At 62.5% G+C, this 18,958-nt stretch carries 16 protein-coding genes, 1 other RNA gene and 3 pseudogenes; 11 read left to right on the top strand and 9 right to left on the bottom strand.

Annotated elements, in window-relative coordinates; genetic code table 11:
* Window positions 1-114: 114 nt before the first annotated feature.
* Both tpiA and ESZ60_RS07410 read right to left on the bottom strand, forming a co-directional pair.
* A complete protein-coding gene (gene tpiA / locus ESZ60_RS07415) occupies window positions 115-858 on the bottom strand; it encodes a triose-phosphate isomerase (protein ID WP_134679778.1) in 744 nt (247 codons plus the stop codon).
* A gap of 102 nt (window positions 859-960) precedes the next feature.
* Window positions 961-1,332 carry a HesB/IscA family protein gene (locus tag ESZ60_RS07410; RefSeq protein ID WP_134679777.1) on the bottom strand — a complete coding sequence of 124 codons (372 nt, stop codon included), beginning with the start codon at window positions 1,330-1,332 and terminating at the stop codon, window positions 961-963.
* Window positions 1,333-1,524: 192 nt separating this feature from the next.
* Between ESZ60_RS07410 and rpsD the strand changes: the two genes are divergently transcribed.
* Both rpsD and ESZ60_RS07400 read left to right on the top strand, forming a co-directional pair.
* A complete protein-coding gene (gene rpsD / locus ESZ60_RS07405; protein ID WP_134679776.1) occupies window positions 1,525-2,145 on the top strand; it encodes a 30S ribosomal protein S4 in 621 nt (206 codons plus the stop codon).
* Window positions 2,146-2,304: 159 nt separating this feature from the next.
* A complete protein-coding gene (locus ESZ60_RS07400; RefSeq protein ID WP_134679775.1) occupies window positions 2,305-2,922 on the top strand; it encodes a hypothetical protein in 618 nt (205 codons plus the stop codon).
* Window positions 2,923-2,965: 43 nt separating this feature from the next.
* Here the strand turns inward: ESZ60_RS07400 and ESZ60_RS07395 are convergent, their stop codons facing one another.
* Window positions 2,966-3,784: a 5'-nucleotidase, lipoprotein e(P4) family gene (locus ESZ60_RS07395; RefSeq protein WP_134679774.1), complete on the bottom strand. Its 819-nt coding sequence runs from the start codon at window positions 3,782-3,784 to the stop codon at window positions 2,966-2,968.
* Window positions 3,785-3,888: 104 nt separating this feature from the next.
* A complete protein-coding gene (gene acnA / locus ESZ60_RS07390) occupies window positions 3,889-6,660 on the bottom strand; it encodes an aconitate hydratase AcnA (RefSeq protein WP_134679773.1) in 2,772 nt (923 codons plus the stop codon).
* A 342-nt stretch (window positions 6,661-7,002) separates the two neighbouring features.
* Here acnA and ESZ60_RS07385 point away from each other — a divergent pair, with 342 nt between their 5' ends.
* The 9 genes and pseudogenes from ESZ60_RS07385 (at window position 7,003) to rpmG (ending at window position 15,413) form a co-directional block, all read left to right on the top strand.
* Window positions 7,003-8,016 carry a DUF1223 domain-containing protein gene (locus tag ESZ60_RS07385; protein ID WP_245155609.1) on the top strand — a complete coding sequence of 338 codons (1,014 nt, stop codon included), beginning with the start codon at window positions 7,003-7,005 and terminating at the stop codon, window positions 8,014-8,016.
* A gap of 52 nt (window positions 8,017-8,068) precedes the next feature.
* The gene (locus ESZ60_RS07380) at window positions 8,069-8,674 is read left to right on the top strand and encodes an inner membrane-spanning protein YciB (protein ID WP_134679771.1); all 606 of its coding nucleotides are present in this window, start codon (window positions 8,069-8,071) and stop codon (window positions 8,672-8,674) included.
* A 66-nt stretch (window positions 8,675-8,740) separates the two neighbouring features.
* Window positions 8,741-9,910 (top strand): O-succinylhomoserine sulfhydrylase, encoded by a 1,170-nt coding sequence (gene metZ, locus ESZ60_RS07375; RefSeq protein WP_134679770.1) that lies wholly within the window; start codon window positions 8,741-8,743, stop codon window positions 9,908-9,910.
* Window positions 9,911-10,041: 131 nt separating this feature from the next.
* Window positions 10,042-10,974: pseudogene (folE2, locus tag ESZ60_RS07370) on the top strand (GTP cyclohydrolase FolE2); the annotation flags it as partial.
* 59 nt (window positions 10,975-11,033) lie between these two features.
* Window positions 11,034-13,442: an ATP-dependent helicase gene (locus ESZ60_RS07365; protein ID WP_134679768.1), complete on the top strand. Its 2,409-nt coding sequence runs from the start codon at window positions 11,034-11,036 to the stop codon at window positions 13,440-13,442.
* 52 nt (window positions 13,443-13,494) lie between these two features.
* A complete protein-coding gene (locus ESZ60_RS07360) occupies window positions 13,495-14,238 on the top strand; it encodes a SpoIIAA family protein (protein WP_167620084.1) in 744 nt (247 codons plus the stop codon).
* A gap of 51 nt (window positions 14,239-14,289) precedes the next feature.
* Window positions 14,290-14,659, top strand: an RNA gene (gene rnpB, locus ESZ60_RS07355) — RNase P RNA component class A.
* Window positions 14,660-14,715: 56 nt separating this feature from the next.
* On the top strand, window positions 14,716-15,099 hold the full coding sequence (locus tag ESZ60_RS07350; protein ID WP_134679766.1) for an SH3 domain-containing protein: 384 nt from the start codon (window positions 14,716-14,718) through the stop codon (window positions 15,097-15,099).
* Between the two features lie 146 nt (window positions 15,100-15,245).
* The gene (gene rpmG / locus ESZ60_RS07345) at window positions 15,246-15,413 is read left to right on the top strand and encodes a 50S ribosomal protein L33 (RefSeq protein ID WP_101752137.1); all 168 of its coding nucleotides are present in this window, start codon (window positions 15,246-15,248) and stop codon (window positions 15,411-15,413) included.
* Window positions 15,414-15,868: 455 nt separating this feature from the next.
* On the opposite strand, the pseudogene ESZ60_RS07340 reads toward rpmG, so the two are convergent.
* The 5 genes and pseudogenes from ESZ60_RS07340 to ssb form a co-directional block, all read right to left on the bottom strand.
* Window positions 15,869-16,143, bottom strand: a pseudogene (locus tag ESZ60_RS07340) (IS5/IS1182 family transposase); the annotation flags it as partial.
* A 219-nt stretch (window positions 16,144-16,362) separates the two neighbouring features.
* Window positions 16,363-16,695: pseudogene (locus ESZ60_RS07330) on the bottom strand (transposase); the annotation flags it as partial.
* A 165-nt stretch (window positions 16,696-16,860) separates the two neighbouring features.
* Complete coding sequence (locus ESZ60_RS07325) at window positions 16,861-17,133, bottom strand: hypothetical protein (RefSeq protein WP_134679765.1); 273 nt, start codon at window positions 17,131-17,133, stop codon at window positions 16,861-16,863.
* 170 nt (window positions 17,134-17,303) lie between these two features.
* Window positions 17,304-18,233 (bottom strand): site-specific integrase, encoded by a 930-nt coding sequence (locus ESZ60_RS07320; RefSeq protein WP_167620083.1) that lies wholly within the window; start codon window positions 18,231-18,233, stop codon window positions 17,304-17,306.
* A gap of 169 nt (window positions 18,234-18,402) precedes the next feature.
* The gene (gene ssb / locus ESZ60_RS07315) at window positions 18,403-18,924 is read right to left on the bottom strand and encodes a single-stranded DNA-binding protein (RefSeq protein WP_134679763.1); all 522 of its coding nucleotides are present in this window, start codon (window positions 18,922-18,924) and stop codon (window positions 18,403-18,405) included.
* Window positions 18,925-18,958 lie beyond the last annotated feature (34 nt).

Genomic DNA, 18,958 nt, shown 5'->3' with positions numbered 1-18,958 from the left:
CAGGCGTGACCTATGCGCGGGAATGTGGTCTTTGCAAGAGGCACTTGGCCTGCAAAATGCTCATATTGTTCCATCCGGGGCGTGCCGGATGGAACTTGTTTCCTGTTGCGCGTCTTACGCGGCGGAAAGCGCCGCGATGATCGGGCCGAAATCGGCAGCCTTGAGGCTCGCGCCGCCGACCAGCGCGCCATTGACATGGGGCGTGGCGAAGATCTCGGCGGCGTTCGAGGGCTTCACCGAGCCACCGTAAAGCAGCGACATATCCGCCCCATCCGCGAAACGCGCGGATAGGCGCTCGCGCATAAGGGCATGAACCTCGGCGATCTGGTCGTTGGTGGGGGTGCGACCGGTTCCAATAGCCCAGACCGGCTCATAGGCGATGACTGTATTGGCGGCCGTCGCACCTGCGGGGACTGAACCGGCAAGTTGCGCCGAGATCACGTCCAGCGTCTCGCCCGCATCGCGTTGGGCCTCTGTTTCTCCGACGCAGATCACCGCGATCAGACCTGCCTCATGGGCTGCAACGGATTTGGCTTCGACTTGCGCATCGGTTTCGGCGTGGTCGGTGCGGCGCTCGGAATGGCCCAGGATGACGTGGCTTGCGCCGACATCGGCAAGCTCCACGGCAGCGATATCGCCGGTATGCGCGCCCGAGGCCTTGGCGTGGCAGTCCTGACCGCCCACCGCGATCCTGCCCGAGGCGCGCGCGGCCATGGCATGGACCAGCACCGCCGGAGGGCAGATCAGCACGTCGCAGCCGGGCGCTGGGTGGTCGGCCAGCAGCTGGTCTATCTGCTCCAGCGAAGCCAGCGTTCCGTTCATCTTCCAATTGCCGGCGGCGAGTTTGCGCGGGGCCATCAGCCTCTCCCTTTTCTCATGTCTGAAAAGGGCATTAGGCCGGGGGTTTCATGCGATCAAGACGGGGGGAAGGATGTGTGCGCTAACGGAGGCGAAGAATCCTCAGACCTGCGCCCGCGTGCCTTCGATCGGGGCGAAATTGACGGATTCGCCGCAGCCGCAACTATCGGTGACATTGGGGTTGCGGAACTTGAAGCCGGATTCCAGCAGGCCGCTTTCGTAGTCGATTTCGGTCCCGAACAGATACATCTGCGCCATTGGGGCGATCAGAACGCGGGCTTCGCCTTGTTCGACGACCTCGTCGCCGGGCGTCGCGGTTTCGGCCAGTTCCATCGTATATTCCATGCCCGCGCAGCCGCCCTTTTTCAGGCCGATGCGCAGCCCATTGGCGGATTTCGCCGCCATCAGACGCGCAATCTGGCGCTCGGCAGCAGGGGTGATCGAGACGGGGGGCTTGCCGGGGATCGAAAACATCGGGACTTCCTTGTTCGCTGCCATTCACATAAGGGCAGTCGCTCGCCGTCTCAAGGGGTGCTTGACTTTGCCCCTGTCGCGGCTATAAGCGCCGCTTCATTGGTGTTGGTGGACCCCGCAAGGGGAACCCTGTCAGGCTTCGGCCAGAGGACAACGCCCTTCGAGAAGATAACATAAAGAAGGAGATCAGCGATGACCAAACGCACCGCTGCCAAGTACAAAATCGACCGCCGCATGGGCGAAAACATCTGGGGCCGCGCCAAGTCGCCGCTGAACAAGCGCGAATACGGCCCGGGCCAGCACGGTCAGCGCCGCAAGGGCAAGCTGTCGGACTTCGGTACCCAGCTGCGCGCCAAGCAAAAACTCAAAGGTTACTACGGCGACCTGACCGAGAAGCAATTCCGCCGCATCTATGGTGAAGCCGAGCGCGTCAAGGGCGACACCGGTGAGAACCTGGTTGGTCTGCTGGAGCGTCGTCTGGACGCGGTCATCTACCGCGCCAAATTCGTTCCGACCATCTTCGCCGCACGCCAGTTCGTGAACCACGGCCACGTCGAAGTGAACGGCAAGAAAGTGAACATCGCTTCCTACCGCGTCAAAGAAGGCGACGTCATCTCGATCCGTGAGCGTTCGCGTCAGCTGGCCATCGTGCTGGAAGCCGTCGCTCTGACCGAGCGCGACGTTCCGGACTATCTGGAAGTCGACCACAACAAAATGACCGCGAACTTCGTCCGCACCCCGGCTCTGGGCGACGTGCCCTACCCGGTCGTGATGGAACCGAACCTGGTCGTCGAATTCTACGCGAAGAACTGATCCTTTTCGGTTCGCAGGAATTCAGGGCCGTCCCTTCGGGGGCGGCCTTTTCCGTTTCGGTGACAGGGCGATCACAATCCCCGGAAGATGCGGTGCTCGGATTGCAACCTGCCCTTGGAACAGGGATCTATGCCCCTGCCTGAAATGCTGGAGAGAAAGATGCGGAGCCTGATGCTTGTGGCCATGCTGGCCGTCGGGATGACCCCGGCCCATGCGCAAGAGAGCGAAGTGAGCCCGAAGGACGAACGCCTCTGGACCTGCGAAACTTCGATCGCGGGCCAGCGGACCGAGATCAACTATGTCCGCGACAGCGAATTCCGCGAGAATGTCGGCAAGCTGGAAAAGAACCTGTCGGGCTGGGGCAGGATCTCCTGTCCGGGCTATGTCACCCTGCGCGAGATCCTGCGCCGCAATGCGATGACCGACGATGGCAGCTATTGCCTGCTCTGGGACAAGGCGGGCGACACCTATATCGGCGCGCAGATCGGCGAGCGCAAAGGCAATGCCCTCTGCCGCAAGACCTTCTGCGAGAAGGTGAACGGGGCGCGGGCTGCGACGATGAAAAGCGCGAACGATCTGGCGGTTGCCGGTTTCGATGCCGTCACGCAAAGGCCGGGCGCGACGATTTTGGCGGCGACCTCGGGCGGGGTTGTGGGCATGGCGCAGGCCGCCGGATCGGCGGCGGCCGGGGTCGCGGCCTCTCCGGTCGCGGTCGGGTCGCTGGTGGTTGGCACGGCGGCTGCGGGTGGCACCATGTGGTATTGCGCCGAAGAATAGGCGGGTTACGCCGCCGCGAAGTTCGCGGCGGCGCGGGTTCGGATCAGCGCAGGACGGTTTTCGCGGCCTCGACCAGCTTGGCGCGGGCCTCAGGCGTGTCGGCGGGTTCGCTTTCGCCAAAGACCGCCGCCATCCAGTGACCGTCGGTCGGATTGGGCAGGATGACGAAGCGGCGCCCGAATTCTTCGCGGTCGGCCTCCATCGCCGCGATCCGTCCGGCGACGTCGCCTTTGATGTAATATTTGCGCTGGAAGTCGTTCAGGTTGTCGCCAAGATAGACCACGGGCGTGAACTTCTCGGCCAGTTCCTGCTGGCGCGGCTCTTTGTTTGAGCTGTCGGTCAGAACGGTCAGATGCTCTTCGTCGGCATAGGGCAGGCCAAGCGCCTTGAGGTTCCCAAGCGCGTATTCATAGGTCTTTTCGCCCTGATCGCGGCTGGTGATGTAAAAGACCTCGACGCCCTTTTCCTTGCAATATTCAAAGAATTCCTTGGCGCCCGGTGCGATCACCAGATCGTTTTGCGGGACCCAAGCATCCCAGATCGGGTCGTCGAAGAACGCTTTGCCTTCGCCCGTCAGTTTCGACCAATAGGGCAGCGGCAGCAGGACGGTGTCGTCCATGTCGGTAAGGACGGCCAAAGGCTTGTCCCCATCCTTGCGGGCGGCCAAGGCGGCGTCGACGCGGTCGCGGGCGATATTATAGCCTTGATGGTAAAGCGCGCGATATTCGGCGGCGGTCTGTTTCCATGCGACCGCGTAAAGCAGCGCATTGGCCGAAGCGTCGGCGGCTTCATCCGCATGGCCGGGCACGGCTGCAGCAAGCGCGAGCGTCGCGGCGATAACGGAAAAACCTTTTTTGAGCATTTGCTTGCGTCCCTGTTGTCATGAAACTGTCACAATTCAGGCGGCGCATCGGGAAGGCAAGAGGGCAGCGCGGAAGGCCCCGGATTTCTCCGGGGCCTTCTGATTTAGGCTTTCGCGAGGTTGCGCAGGACGTAATGCAGCACGCCGCCGTTTTCGAGATATTCGATCTCGACCTCGGTATCGACGCGGGCTTTCAGCTGGATGACCTTCTCGCGGCCATCGGCATAGCGGATGGTCGCCGGAACCAGAGAGAGCGGCTTGAAATCGCCCTCTAGACCATCGATCGAAACGACCTCGTCGCCCTTCAGCCCCAGCGTCTTGCGGTTGTCGCCGCCGGTGAACTCAAAGGGGATAACGCCCATTCCCACGAGGTTCGAGCGGTGGATGCGCTCGAAGCTTTCCGCGATCACGGCCTTGACGCCCAGCAGGTTCGTGCCCTTGGCCGCCCAGTCGCGCGACGATCCCGCGCCATATTCGATACCGCCAAAGATCACCAGCGGGATACCGGCTTCCTTATAGGCCATCGCGGCGTCATAGATCGAGGTCTGCGTGCCGTCGGGGCCGGTGGTGTAGCCGCCTTCGACGCCGTCCAGCATCTCGTTCTTGATGCGGATATTGGCGAAAGTGCCACGCATCATGACTTCATGGTTGCCGCGGCGAGAACCGTAGCTGTTGAAGTCCTTGGGCGCGACCTGCCGCTCGGTCAGATAGACGCCCGCCGGGGTGGTCGGCTTGAAGGAGCCGGCCGGAGAGATATGGTCGGTGGTGATCATGTCGCCCAAGAGCGCCAGAACCCGCGCGCCGTGGATATCGTGGATTGCGCCCTTCTCGGCGGACATGCCTTGGAAATAGGGCGGGTTCTGGATGTAGGTCGAGGTCGCGGGCCAGTCATAGGTCTCGCTATCGGTGACCTCGACCGCCTGCCAGCGCGCGTCGCCCTTGAAGACATCGGCATATTTGGTCTGGAACATCTCGCGGGTGACGATGCTGTCGACCAGTTCCGCGACCTCTTTCGATGTCGGCCAGATGTCTTTGAGGAAAACAGGCGCGCCTTCGGAGCTATAGCCCAGCGGTTCGCTGGTCAGGTCGATATTCATGTCGCCCGCAATCGCATAGGCCACGACGAGCGGCGGTGAGGCCAGATAATTCGCGCGCACATCGGGGGAAATCCGGCCCTCGAAGTTGCGATTCCCCGACAGGACCGACACCGCGACAAGGTCGTTTTCGTTGATCGACTTCGATATTTCCGCCTGCAACGGCCCCGAATTCCCAATGCAGGTGGTGCAGCCGAAGCCGACAAGGTTGAAGCCAAGCGCGTCCAGATCCTCCTGCAGGTTTGCGGCCTTCAGATATTCCTCGACCACCTGCGAGCCGGGGGCGAGCGAGGTCTTGACCCAAGGCTTGCGCGTCAACCCAAGAGCGCGCGCCTTGCGGGCGACCAGACCCGCAGCCATCAGCACATAGGGGTTCGAGGTATTGGTGCAGGAGGTGATCGAGGCAATCACGACCGAGCCGTCATGCAGTTTGTAATCCTGACCCTCGACCGCGCCTTCGTTATAGCCCTCGTGATGGCCGGGCAGGTCCGTGGGGGCAGGGGCTCCGCCCTCGGCGCTCCAGCGGCGTTCGCCATTGGCGGTGGGTTCCGGCAGCTTGCGCGTGTCGCAGATATATTTGCGGAATTCACGGGCCGAATCGGTCAGCGCGACATGGTCCTGCGGGCGCTTTGGACCGGAAATCGCGGGGACCACGTCGCCCTGATCCAGTTCCAGCGTCGAGGAATAGACCGGGGCGTAGTTCTTGCCGCGCCAGAAGCCGTTTTCCTTCGCATAGGCTTCGACCAGAGCGATGCGGCTTTCCTCGCGTCCGGTTTGGCGCAGATAGCGCAGGGTTTCATCGTCGATGGGGAAAAAGCCGCAGGTCGCGCCATATTCCGGGGCCATGTTGGCGATGGTGGCGCGGTCGGCCAGCGGCATATGGTCCAGACCCTCGCCGTAGAATTCGACGAATTTGCCGACCACGCCATGCTTGCGCAGCATCTGCACGACCTTGAGGACGAGGTCGGTCGCGGTCACGCCTTCCTTCAGCGCGCCGGTGATCTTGAAGCCGACGACTTCCGGGATCAGCATCGAGATCGGCTGGCCCAGCATTGCCGCCTCGGCCTCGATCCCGCCGACGCCCCAGCCGAGCACCGCGAGGCCGTTGACCATGGTCGTGTGGCTGTCAGTGCCGACCAGAGTGTCCGGATAGGCAACTTCGACACCGTTCTGATCCTTGTCGGTCCAGACGGTCTGGGCGAGATATTCGAGATTGACCTGATGGCAGATGCCGGTGCCGGGCGGCACGACGCGGAAATTGTTGAACGCGTTCTGGCCCCATTTCAGGAAGGTGTAACGCTCCATATTGCGCTCATATTCCAGCTCGACATTCTTCTGGAAGGCGCGGGGGGTGCCGAATTCGTCGATCATCACCGAATGGTCGATGACGAGATCGACCGGGTTCAGCGGGTTGATCTTCTGAGGATCGCCGCCAAGCGCCTTGATGCCGTCGCGCATGGCGGCAAGGTCCACGACCGCCGGAACGCCGGTGAAATCCTGCATCAAAACGCGGGCCGGGCGATAGGCGATCTCGCGCGGGTTCTTGCCGCCAAGGGTCGCCCATTCGGCGAAGGCCTTGATGTCGTCCACGCTGACCGTGCGGCCGCCATCCTCGAAGCGCAGCAGGTTCTCTAGAACGACCTTGAGCGAGGCGGGAAGCTTCGAGAAATCGCCCAGGCCCGCTTCGGTTGCGGCGTCGATCGAGTAATAGGCGATCGAGGCGCCTGCCACCTCAAGCTGGCGGCGCGTGCCTGCAGTATCGGTTCCGGTTTGAATGGGCATGACTCGGCTCCCTCTCCTTGTCGCAAGGTGGCTGAATGACTGTGTCGTCCCGAGATGTGGCGCTTTTCCGGCAGCCGATCAAGAGGGACGGGGCAGGTTTGTATACTATCGCATACCGTAACGCGCGCCGTTGGATGTGGGTTTCGCGCAACGATCACGCGCCGCACGCGCGCTGCTAACATAGCCTTGATTTGCGGAGCGTGACGCATGGGCGTTAGGTGAGGCAAGACCATAACATTGGGATATTCGGGAATTATGACGTCTGGCATGGCAAAAGGTTGCACGCGCCTACGGGACGGGCAGCGGGGAGGGCGTATTGGTGCTCTCACTCAGGGACTGGCCATGCTGGCGCTTGTCATGGCTTCGGTCGCGGCACAGCCCGTCCTTGCGCAAGAGCGGGCGGGCATGGATCCGCGCGGCCCTTCCGAAGGCGTGGCGAGCGAGCCGGAACGAGGCCCGAATCCGTCCTTTTCCGACAGTCCCGAGGCACAGCCCGAGGATGACGGCCGGATCGGTCTGATCGAGGCCCCCGAGGGCCGGAACGGGTTTCGCGCTGGCAGTTCTGCTGATCTCAGCATGGGCCGGATCAATGCAGATGCCGATGGCGTTGCCCCCGCCTTTGCCGAGCGCCGGAGCGCGCAGGCGCGCGAGTTCTCGGCGGTGCGCGGCCATTCGCCCGTGGTGGTGGAACTGTTCACCTCGCAGGGCTGTTCAAGCTGCCCGCCCGCGGATCAGATGCTCAACGACCTTGCCGCGCGCGAGGATATCCTGGCCCTGGCGTGGCATGTCGATTACTGGGACTATCTTGGCTGGGCAGATGAGTTCGCGCGGCCCGAATTTACCCGCCGGCAAAAGGCCTATGCCCATGCCTGGCGCGAACGCGCTGTCTACACCCCTCAGATGGTCGTGGGCGGCACGGACACCATGCTGCAGGTCAACCCCGCCGAGTTGATGGCACTGGTCGAGGCCCAGATGGCCCGACCTGCCCCGGTTCTGGTGACCTCGACGCCGCAGCCCGAAGGGTTCCGGCTTGAACTCACGCCGCGCGCCCAGATCCGCAACGGTGTGGTGATCCTGCTGGTGCGCTATGTTCCTGAACGCCGGATCGAGATCCATGCAGGTGAAAATCGCGGCATGATCGTTACTTATCGCAATGTCGTTCTGGATGCCGAGCGGATCGCGGAATGGGACGGGCGGGCGCCGCTGCGCATGAATGTCACGGCGACGGCGCGCGCAAGTGGTGCCAAAGGTCCGGATTTCCCGCCCGATACGCGTCACGCCATCCTCGCGCAGGAGGCAGGCCCGCGCGAGGGCCGTGCGACCGGCCCGATCCTTGCCGCGATCCGGCTGGACTGATCGGGCCTTGTGGGCCAGAAACAAGGCCGACTGACAGAATGCCGAGGCCCCGATGAGCGACCCGAAAAAGATAAACCCCTGGCTGAAGACCGCGTTGGAGCTTGGCCCCGTCGCGCTGTTCTTCCTGGCCTTCATGCGGCTGCGCGACAAGACGGTGACCTTGGCGGGCACGGAATATTCCGGCTTCGTCGTCGCCACGCTGATTTTCATTCCGGTGCTGGTCGCGACGACGCTGGCGCTGTGGCGGCTGACTGGCAGGCTTTCGGCCATGCAGATCGCGACCCTGGTGCTGGTGGTGCTGTTCGGCGGGCTGTCGGTCTGGTTGAACGACCCGAAATTCTTCAAGATGAAGCCGACGATCATTTACCTGCTTTTCGCGGGCACTCTGGGTCTTAGCCTGATGCTGCGCCGCAACTGGCTGGGGCTGGTCATGGCCGAGGCCCTGCCGATGAGCGAGACGGGCTGGCGTATCCTGACCGGCCGTATGGCGGCGCTGTTCCTGGGCCTTGCTGTAGCCAATGAATTCGTCTGGCGCATGATGTCCGAAACCGCCTGGGTTAATTTCAAGACTTTTGGCCTGCCGCTGCTGATGGTCGTCTTTTTCGTGCTGAATTCGAAACTCTTCGAGCGTCACGCGCTGCCGCGCGACAGCGAATAGCCCGACGACCCTTGCGCCATTTCCTGTGCAGGAGTAACCGGACCTCCCACGCACAGGAGTCCGCACATGACCGATAAGCCTCTGCATCCGCGCACCCGCGCCGTCCATCACGGCATTCGCCGCAGCCAATATGGCGAGATGGCCGAGGCTTTGTTCATGACGCAGGGTTTTTCCTATGACAGCGCCGAGCAGGCCGAGGCCCGCTTCATCAAGGTCGGCGATGACGAGTTCATCTACGCCCGCTACGGCAACCCGACCTCGCGCATGTTCGAGGATCGCATCGCCAATCTGGAAGGGGCCGAGGACGCCTTTGCCACTGCCAGCGGCATGGCCGCCGTCAATGGTGCGCTGATGAGCTTTGCGAAGCCCGGCGATCACATCGTCTCGGCCAAGGCGCTGTTCGGTTCCTGCCTCTATGTCCTGGATGTGCTGGCCCGCTTCGGGGTCGAGGTGACTTACGTCGATGGCACCGATCTTGACGCCTGGCGGGCGGCGATCCGTCCGACGACCCGCGCGGTGTTCTTTGAATCCGTCTCGAACCCGACGCTGGAACTGGTCGATATCGCGGGCGTCGCGGAACTGGCCCATGCGGTCGGCGCGCTGGTCATCGTCGATAACGTCTTTGCCACTCCGGTCTATTCGCAGGCTATCGCTCAGGGCGCCGATGTCGTGGTCTATTCCTCGACCAAGCATATCGACGGGGCAGGGCGCTGCCTTGGCGGCGTGATCTGCGGCACCAAGCAGTTCGTGCGCGAAGTGGCCGAGCCTTATCTCAAGCATACCGGTGCGGCGATCAGCCCCTTCAACGCTTGGATCATGCTGAACGGTCTGACCACGCTGGACCTGCGTGTGCGCGCCATGTCCGAGACCGCGTCGGCCTTTGCCACCGCTTTGCAGGCCGATCCCGCGCTGAAAGTGATTTATCCGGGCCTTGAAAGCCATGCCCAGCACGATCTGGCGATGCGTCAGATGGGCGCGGGTGGCACGATGGTCGCCGTGGATGTGGGCAGCAAGGAACGCGCCTATTCCGCGATGAACAAGATGAAGATTTTCCAGATTTCGAACAATCTGGGCGACGCGAAATCCATCGTGACCCATCCCTCGACCACGACGCATTCGCGTCTGTCCCCCGAGGTTCAGGCTGGGTTGGGCATCACGGCGGGTTTGCTGCGCCTGTCCATCGGACTTGAGGATGCGGACGATCTTCTTGCGGATTTCCGCGAGGCACTCGCATAAAAACAGGGGCGGCTTGTCACGGGGCGGTCGTGCCGCCCCTTTAATTTTCGTCCCCAGATCCCAGATTGTTCCCGACCTGCAAGGGGGAGACGACCATGACCGAAGCCCGCCCCATCGCGACCGAACGCGCCTATCCGGCGCTCAAACGCGAATATCCCGCGGATTTCCGTGTCGATGACAGCTACAAGGCCAGCCTTCCCGATCTGCAAAACGGGCCGGCCAGCCTGATCGTGGGCGCACGCGCCCCGATCCAGCATGTCGGCATCTCGAATTTCCGCCTGCCGATCCGCTACCAGACCCGTGAGGGTGGTGAGATCACGCTGGAAACCAGCGTCACCGGCACGGTCAGCCTTGAAGCCGACCGCAAGGGCATCAATATGTCCCGCATCATGCGCAGCTTCTATGCCCATGCCGAGAAGCGTTTTTCGATGGGTGTGCTGGAAGCGGCGCTGGATGATTACAAATCCGACCTCGAAAGTCTGGACGCGCGTATTCAGATGCGCTTCAGCTTCCCGATGCGGGTGGAATCGCTGCGCTCGGGGCTGAGCGGTTGGCAATATTACGATATCGCGTTGGAACTCGTGGAACGTGCCGGCCAGCGGCTTCAGATCATGCATCTGGATTTCGTTTATAGTTCGACCTGCCCCTGCTCGCTGGAACTGTCGGAACATGCCCGGCAGATGCGCGGGCAACTGGCGACGCCCCATTCTCAGCGTTCCATTGCGCGGATTTCGGCGGTGGTCTTGGGCCATGAGCGGATCTGGTTCGAGGATCTGGTGGATCTCTGCCGCGCCGCCGTGCCGACCGAAACCCAAGTCATGGTCAAGCGCGAGGATGAGCAGGCTTTCGCGGAACTCAATGCCGCCAACCCGATCTTTGTCGAGGATGCCGTGCGCGCCTTTGCCGCCGGACTGATGGCGGATCCGCGCATCGGCGACTTTCGCGTGGTTGCCAGCCATCAGGAATCGCTGCATTCCCATGATGCGGTTTCGGTGCTGACGCAGGGCGAGACTTTCGCGCAGGTAAGCCTCGACCCTTCGATTTTCGCGGGCCTTCGGGCGTGATGTGAACAAGGCGTGAACACGGGCTTTCCCCACGCGCAGGCAGAGTCTATGCTGACGCCATGAGTGATTTCGACGAGTTTGATGCCTTCGAGGCCGCCACGGCCCCCGTGGTCCCCCTGTCGCAGCGGGCGATGGGCGCACGACCCATGCCCTATCTCGACGGGCTGAACCCGGCGCAGCGCGCGGCGGTCGAGGAACTCGACGGCCCGGTCCTGTTGCTTGCGGGTGCGGGGACGGGCAAGACACGCGCCTTGACCACCCGGATCGCGCATCTTCTGACCTTGGGCAAGGCGCGTCCGGGGCAAATTCTCGCGGTGACTTTCACCAATAAGGCTGCGCGCGAGATGAAGGACCGCATCGGTCGCCTTCTGGGCGAGACGGTCGAGGGGATGCCGTGGCTTGGCACCTTCCACAGCGTCAGCGTCAAGATCCTGCGCCGCCATGCCGAACTGGTAGGCGATGCGACCCTGCATCTGAAGCCCAGCTTCACCATTCTCGACACCGACGACCAGATCCGGCTGCTGAAGCAGTTGCTTTCGGCCGAGAATATCGACGACAAGCGCTGGCCTGCCCGTGCCTTGGCCGGGCTGATCGATAGCTGGAAGAACCGCTGCCTGACGCCGCCCAACGTGCCGCGCAGCGAGATCGCGAGCTTCGACGGCAAAGGCGCGCGGCTCTATGCCGCCTATCAGCGCCGCCTGCTCGAACTGAACGCGGTCGATTTCGGCGACCTGCTGATGCATTGCGTCACGATCTTCCAGGCCCATCCCGATGTGCTGCACCAATGGCAAGATCGTTTCCGCTATATCCTTGTGGACGAGTATCAGGACACCAACGTCGCGCAATATATGTGGCTGCGGCTGCTGGCCCGCGCCCATCGCAATATCTGCTGCGTCGGCGATGACGACCAGTCGATCTATGGCTGGCGCGGCGCCGAGGTCGGCAATATCCTGCGGTTTGAGAGCGATTTCCCCGGCGCCAAGGTCATCCGGCTGGAACAGAATTACCGCTCGACCGCGCATATTCTGGCGGCGGCCTCGGGGCTGATTGCGGCGAACAAGGGCCGCTTGGGCAAGACCCTTTGGACCGAGGCCGAGGGCGGCGAGCGCCTGCGCCTGATAGGCCATTGGGACAGCGAGGCCGAGGCACGCTGGATCGGCGAGGAAATCGAAAGCTTCCAAGGCGGCCATCGCCATTCCGTCGGCAAGCACAGCCTGAACGATATCGCGATCCTCGTGCGGGCCAGCCATCAGATGCGGTCATTTGAGGACCGCTTCATGACCATTGGTCTGCCCTACCGCGTCATTGGGGGTCCGCGCTTCTATGAGCGACAGGAAATCCGCGATGCGATGGCCTATTTCCGGCTGGCGGTTAGCCCAACCGACGACCTCGCCTTCGAGCGGGTGGTGAACCTGCCCAAGCGCGGCCTTGGCGAAAAGGCGGTGCAGACCATCCAGCGCGAGGCGCGCGAGCGCGGGTTGTCGCTGCTGGAGGGCGCGGCCTCGGCCGTGGCCGTGGGGGCGCTTGGCGGCAAGGCCGCGGGCGCGCTTCGGGTCTTTGTCGAGGGCATGGGGCGCTGGCACGCCGATGCCATCGATAGCTCGGCCAACCATGTCGAACTGGCCGAGCGTATCTTGGACGAATCCGGCTATACTGCCATGTGGCAGAACGACAAATCGCCCGATGCGCCGGGTCGACTGGAAAACCTCAAGGAACTCGTGAAGGCGCTTGAGGAATTCGACAATCTTCAGGGATTCCTTGAACATGTCGCGCTGGTCATGGACACCCAGAAGGACGAGCAAGCCGAGGAAGTGTCGATCATGACGCTGCACGCCGCCAAGGGGCTCGAATATCCCATCGTCTTCCTGCCCGGTTGGGAGGATGGGCTGTTCCCGAGCCAGCGCAGCATGGACGAGAGCGGGACCAAGGGCCTCGAAGAGGAACGCCGCCTCGCTTATGTGGGGATCACCCGCGGCGAGGAATTGGTGACGATCAGCTTCGCCGGAAACCGCCGCATGTATGGGCAATGGCAAAGCTCGCTGCCCTCGCGCTTCATCGACGAACTGCCCGAGGACCATGTCGATGTGCTGACCCCGCCCGGCCTTTACGGCGGCGGCTATGGCGCGGCGGCGCAAAGCTTCGGCCAGCCCGCGTTCGGGCAAAGCTCGATGCATGACCGCGCCTCCAAGGCCGATGTCTACAACTCGCCGGGCTGGAAGCGGATGCAGGAGCGCGGCAGCAAGCCGGTGCAGGTGAAACCGCGCGTGCCGGTCACCATCGATGCTTCGCCTAGCATGACCTATAAGGTCGGAGACCGGGTGTTTCACCAGAAATTCGGCAATGGCACCATCATGGGCATCGCCGAGGATACGCTGACCATCGAATTCCCGACCGGCTTCAAGACGATCAAGGCGGGCTATGTGCAGCCTTCCTCGGGCGGGGGCGCTCTGGACGACGTGCCGTTCTGAGAACCCATTGGCCCCCTTCGGCGTTCGGGATCTGCCATCAGGGAGGTCCCCCATGCTGAAGATCGAAACCGACGACAAGCGCAATGTGATATTGGCCCGTCCCGAGGGGGTGCTGCCCGCCTCGGATTTCGAGGCGCTGGGAGAGGCCATAGCGGCCTATTCCAAGGCCCATGGCAAGTTGCCGGGGCTGGTGGTCTTTCCGACCGGCATACCCCATTGGGAGGGGCTTTCCGCGCTCAAGGCGCATTTCGAGGTGATCCGCAAACATGCCTCAACCTTGCCGCGCGTGGCGGTGGTGACGGATGTGATGGGCCTCTCGCTCGTGCCGGGGCTTGCCAATGTCTTTGCGCAGGCCCGCATCCGGCATTTCGACGTCAAGGAGCAGGATCAGGCCATCGCATGGGCCGGTGCCGACGAAACCGCACCCGAGGGCTACCGCCTGCTCGACGGCTTTCCCGACAACGTCATCGCGATCCGCGCCATGGGCGAGGTCACCTCGCGCGATTATGACGACGTGCTGATCCCCTTGGTGCGCGAAAAGGCCGACAAATTCGGCAAGGTCCGGCTGCTCATGGCGCTTGGCCCCGAGTTCGAGGGCTATTCGGCAGGCGCGATCTGGGACGATGCGCGGCTGGGCCTGACGCATTGGCGCAGCTTCGAGCGGGTGGCGCTCGTCACCGATATCGGTTGGATCACCCGCTCGGTGAAGCTCTTTGCACCGCTCATGCCCAGCGAGGTCGCGGTCTTTCCGGGCAACGCGCTTGAGGCGGCGAAGGTCTGGGTCAGCGCCCCTTAGGCCTGACCCGCCCCTTGACCCGACAACTGGGGCGGCATATCTGGCCCTTGCGCGGATGGCCGGATGACCGCGGCGAGCAATCGTCGAGGAAAGTCCGGACTCCATGAAGGCACGGTGCCGGGTAACGCCCGGCGGGGGTAACCCTAGGGAAAGCGCCACAGAGAACAGACCGCCCATGCTTGCATGGGTAAGGGTGAAACGGTGGGGTAAGAGCCCACCGCGGGACTGGCAACAGGACCGGCAAGGCAAGCCCCACCGGGAGCAATGCCGAATAGGGACCGCGTGTCGCAAGACAGGGCTGCTTTCGCCCCAGCAGGTCCGGGTTGGCAGCTAGATCCCGTCAGCAATGGCGGGGCCAGAGGAATGGTCATCGAAGGGGGCAACCCCGGAACAAAATCCGGCTTACAGGCCATCCGCGCAATTCCCGATGTATCGCCCAGATCCCATGCTATCCTTGTTCCGTTCTGGGGGAGGCGGATGATGCGTCTTGCGACCGTTTTCCTGATGATCTTTGCCGGTGGAGCCGCCGCGCAGGGGCTCGATGTGCCGATCCACGAGATGGCAGGCGACGGTCAGGCCGCCACCTGCGGCATCAGCGAGGTGAGCGGGCTCAAGCCGGGCGGGGACGGGTTTCTCGCCCTCCGCTCGGGGCCGGGGGCGAAGTACCGCAAGCTGGGCGAATTGCACAATGGCGACCGCGTGACCGAGATCGAACGGCGCGGCGACTGGGTGGGAATCGCCGTATCGAAAGCCGGGGTGAAGGAGCGCGATCTATGCGGCAATAACGGACCGAAACGCCAGATCACGGGGCGAGGTCTGGGCTGGGTGCATGGGAACTGGCTGAAATACCTTTATCCCTGACCTCAGATCCAGCGTTTCACGAGGAAAACCGAGGTCTCGCGCCGGATTCTGCGTTGACTTTGGCGGCCCGATGGCTAAAAGGCGGGCTTCAAGAGATTCCACGGGGTTTGCTATACGCGTTTTGCCCCACAGCAGGAGCGAAGCACATGGCGAAGCCGACGACGATCAAGATCCGCCTGAACTCCTCGGCCGGGACCGGGCACTTCTACGTTACCAAGAAGAACGCCCGCACGATGACCGAGAAGATGACGGTCAACAAATACGACCCGGTCGTGCGCAAGCACGTCGAGTACAAAGAAGGCAAGATCAAGTAAGATCTTCCGGATCATATCCGATCAAGCAGGACCGCGCCCGGCAATGGGCGCGGTCCTTGCCGTTTCGGCCGGGCCCATCTTCGCCACACCGGGGACGGACACGAAGAAGGGGCACGTGACAGCGCCCGTTTCGATCAGTGGGGGTATAGCTACTCCGTTCCGCACAATCGCTTCAGGCGAGTGCGACCTTATCTTGGCAATCCTTGCATCCCAGATGACCTCCGCAACGGCGGGCGTCGGCATGGCCGAAAGCGCAGAGCGCGGCGCGGAGGGCATCGCCGATGCGGCCTTTGAGCGGGCATTGGCGCAGCGACGGTCCCCTTCATCTGGGAGATATCGGGCTTGGTGGCGCGACGCCGCTTCAGGAGTCCGGTCTGAATAACCTTTCAGGCGCCGATTGTGACCCCGCTGCGGGGATTTTCCTGCCAAAGGATCGCGGCGAGCATCTGAAAGAACAGCGACAAAATCGCTCGGAGATGGGCGAGGATCTTTCGGATATTGTGGCCGCAGGCGCAAAGGACGGCGAAGACGGCATCGCCGATGCGGCCTTTCAGCGGAGATCTGGCGAGACGACCGTCTGCTTTAATGTGGCCATCTCGGGCCCGATGGCACCGCGCCGTTTCAACAGCCCTGCCAGTAACGGCGTGAGGCCGCGTCGCATGCCGCTGATCAGGACTTTGGTGCTGTTCACACCGTGGCCGCGATGGCCGCGGTGAAGCACTCTGGCTGGTCGGTTGCCTGCTCGAGCAGGGTCCGAAGAGCAAGGATAAGATCTATTCCCCGCACGAGCGGAGGTCGACTGTATCTCCAAGGGCAAGGCCCACATCCGTTACGAGTTCGGCACAAAGGTCAGCCTCGCCACCACCATCGATGAGGGCGTCGTCGTCGGCGCCCGCAGCTTTCCCGGGAACCACTATTCCACGCCCTCTTTGCCGATCCGCTTGCGTCAGCGGGTCAGAGAGGATGGATCGATCGGCGGGTGGTGCTGGAAGAAGGTCTCGCCCGTGAAGTGCTGGTAGTAGGGATTCTCGACCCAGCGCGCGATAACCGCCTCGTCCGAGAGCTTGAAGGCATGCTGCAGATACATCAGCCCTGCAACCAGGTGTGGCGAGGTTGCCGGTCGGCCTTGGTGCGAGGGGAAGAAGCTCGCCCATTCCCGTTCGAAGAAATCCCAGTCGATGAGCGCCGCGAGTTTTACCTGCTCATGACGGGCGTCGATCATGTCGACCAGCCGCGGGCGGAGCAGGTCATCCTGTTCAGGGACGCGGGAATGGGGTTTCATCAGGCACCTGGAATCGCAAGGTTTCTGGCCAAAGCATACGAAACCCTGCGTTTCAAAGCCAAAAAACCCCAGCTTTCTCACGAAAACTCAATGTGTTCTGAGTTGTTTAGACCGGACTCGGTAGCTTGGTCGGCGGCGCCATGTTGCAGCTTCGCATGCCGCTGCTCATGTTCTTGCTGGACCCCACGCCATGGCCGCGATCAACGACGGCGAGAGCGGGCAGGCTGCTGGTCGAGATGGCGACTTCTTCAGGGCAGGTGTCAGGGTCTGGGCATCATATGGGTTGCCGGAAAAGCTGCGGGCACCGAGGGCGTAGCCCTCGCCGATAAGGTGGCGCGGCGGGTTCTTGATGCCGAATGTATGACTGACCCGCGCCTTGCACTTGGCGGTGCAATCGGTCGCGGCTTCGTGCAGGGAAGAGTTATTGCCCTTGCTCATCGGAAGACAGCGCCAACGGGCGACCGACAGCCAGAGCGTTTCCAAGACTGCCGCAAGGCTCGGCGTTGGTCCCGGAGGATCCTGCTCACGCGCCCCTTGAGTGGGCGCAGGGCCTTGCCCATGTGCATTGCCCGGCATGTGCAGGAGCCGCCGACCTGGGCAGCGCGATGTCACTTCAGCGGGTGCCCGCAACTGGCCGGCGTTGGTTGGCCCCGCGACGTGGGACCGTGGCTAAGGAACAAGAAAGTTGATCCGGAAAATTCGGCGGCGTGGCTTTGGTGGTTATAGAGATAATCCTCGATACGCTCAGACACGACGTCGAGGAGCGGAACGATTCGATCAGAGATCTTAGCATTAGGTTCGCGAAGTCGAGGGTCTTCCTGATCGTCGGAGCGGCGAGCAACTGTCAGTCTTCCGACGTTAGTGTTTACGTCCGAGGTTTTCAGTTGTCGAAGTTCGCCCTGGCGGAGGCCCAGGAGGGCAAGGGTAGTGACAATCGCCCAATTGCGGCTACGGATTTCTGCTTTGCTCCATATCGCTTCAGGGTCGCCGATCATGATGAACTCTATTACGCGCGCCAGATCCTGATATTCCACGGTCCTCCGCCCCCTGGAGTGCCGAAATCTGGGACGGAGCTGGCGCAAGTTGTCGAGCATCGCCTCACGCTGCATGACGGGTTCCCGTCGAATACCGGGGGCTAAGACGTGAGCTTCACCGACCCGGGCAATCAAGTCGAGGTAGCGAGCGATGTTCGTGATGCGCCGATGCTTAACGATGTTGGTGACTGCGTGCTCTTGGGCGAAAGCCTGATCGAGGCTGGCTGGAGCCACTTTCAGCTCGCTTAACTTGCGGAGTCGAGCAAGCGACACGCCGCAAAGATCGGCAATGATGTGAACTTCGGACGAATCCAAGTATCGGCCATCCTCCATTCTGCGCTCGATACCGGTAATGCCAGCAAAGATAAGGATATGCTCGAGATGGAGGAGGTCATTGGCCAAGACCTCCATGGTTCGCCATGCGGCATTCTTGGTGCGTAGATCCAAGAGGAGGCAGGTCGGGTAGTAGGCAGGGCAGCCACCTGCTTCGAGGAGGATCGGCAAACGCTCTCCGTCCGGTCGGAGATGGATCGAGACTCGTCGAAACTTCCGCTGTTGTGATGGCATGCCCAATATCGAACTGCTTGCATTCACCTTTCGTTCGATAGTAGCCCCTTACCCCTCTGAGGTAAGGGCCTTTTTCTGTCAAACTTCCGATCTGGAAGTTTGTGCCCTAAAACGGGATCTCGTCGTCGAAGTCCGACCGGCCTCCGCCCGACGCCGGGCCGCCGCGACCGCCGCCGCCATAGCCGCCGCCCGAGGACTGGCCGCCCGAGCCGCCCTCATAGCCGCCGCCATAGCCGCCACCACCGCCATAGCTGTCGTCACGCTGGCCGCCGCCGGCGCGGCCGTCGAGCATGGTCAACTCGCTGCGGAAGGGGCGCAGCGCCACCTCGGTCGAGTAGCGGTCATTGCCCTGCTGGTCCTGCCATTTGCGCGTTTCCAGCTGGCCCTCGACATAGATCTTGGAGCCTTTCTTCAGGAATTGCTCGGCCACGCGCACCAGCGGTTCCGAATAGATCGCGACCGTGTGCCATTCGGTGCGTTCCTTGCGCTCGCCGGTATTGCGGTCCTTCCAGGTCTCCGAGGTTGCAATCCGCAGATTGGCGACCTTGCCACCATTCGGAAAATTGCGGATCTCGGGATCTTGGCCCAGATTGCCGATCAGGATCACCTTGTTCACGCTGCCTGCCATGCAAACGGTCCTTTGTCCTTGCGTGTCTTGTTCT

This window comes from Paracoccus ravus, assembly GCF_004522175.1.
Classification (GTDB): Bacteria; Pseudomonadota; Alphaproteobacteria; order Rhodobacterales; family Rhodobacteraceae; genus Paracoccus; species Paracoccus ravus.
Note: the sequence above shows the minus strand (reverse complement) of the source record. Positions and strands in the feature narration are given on the sequence as shown.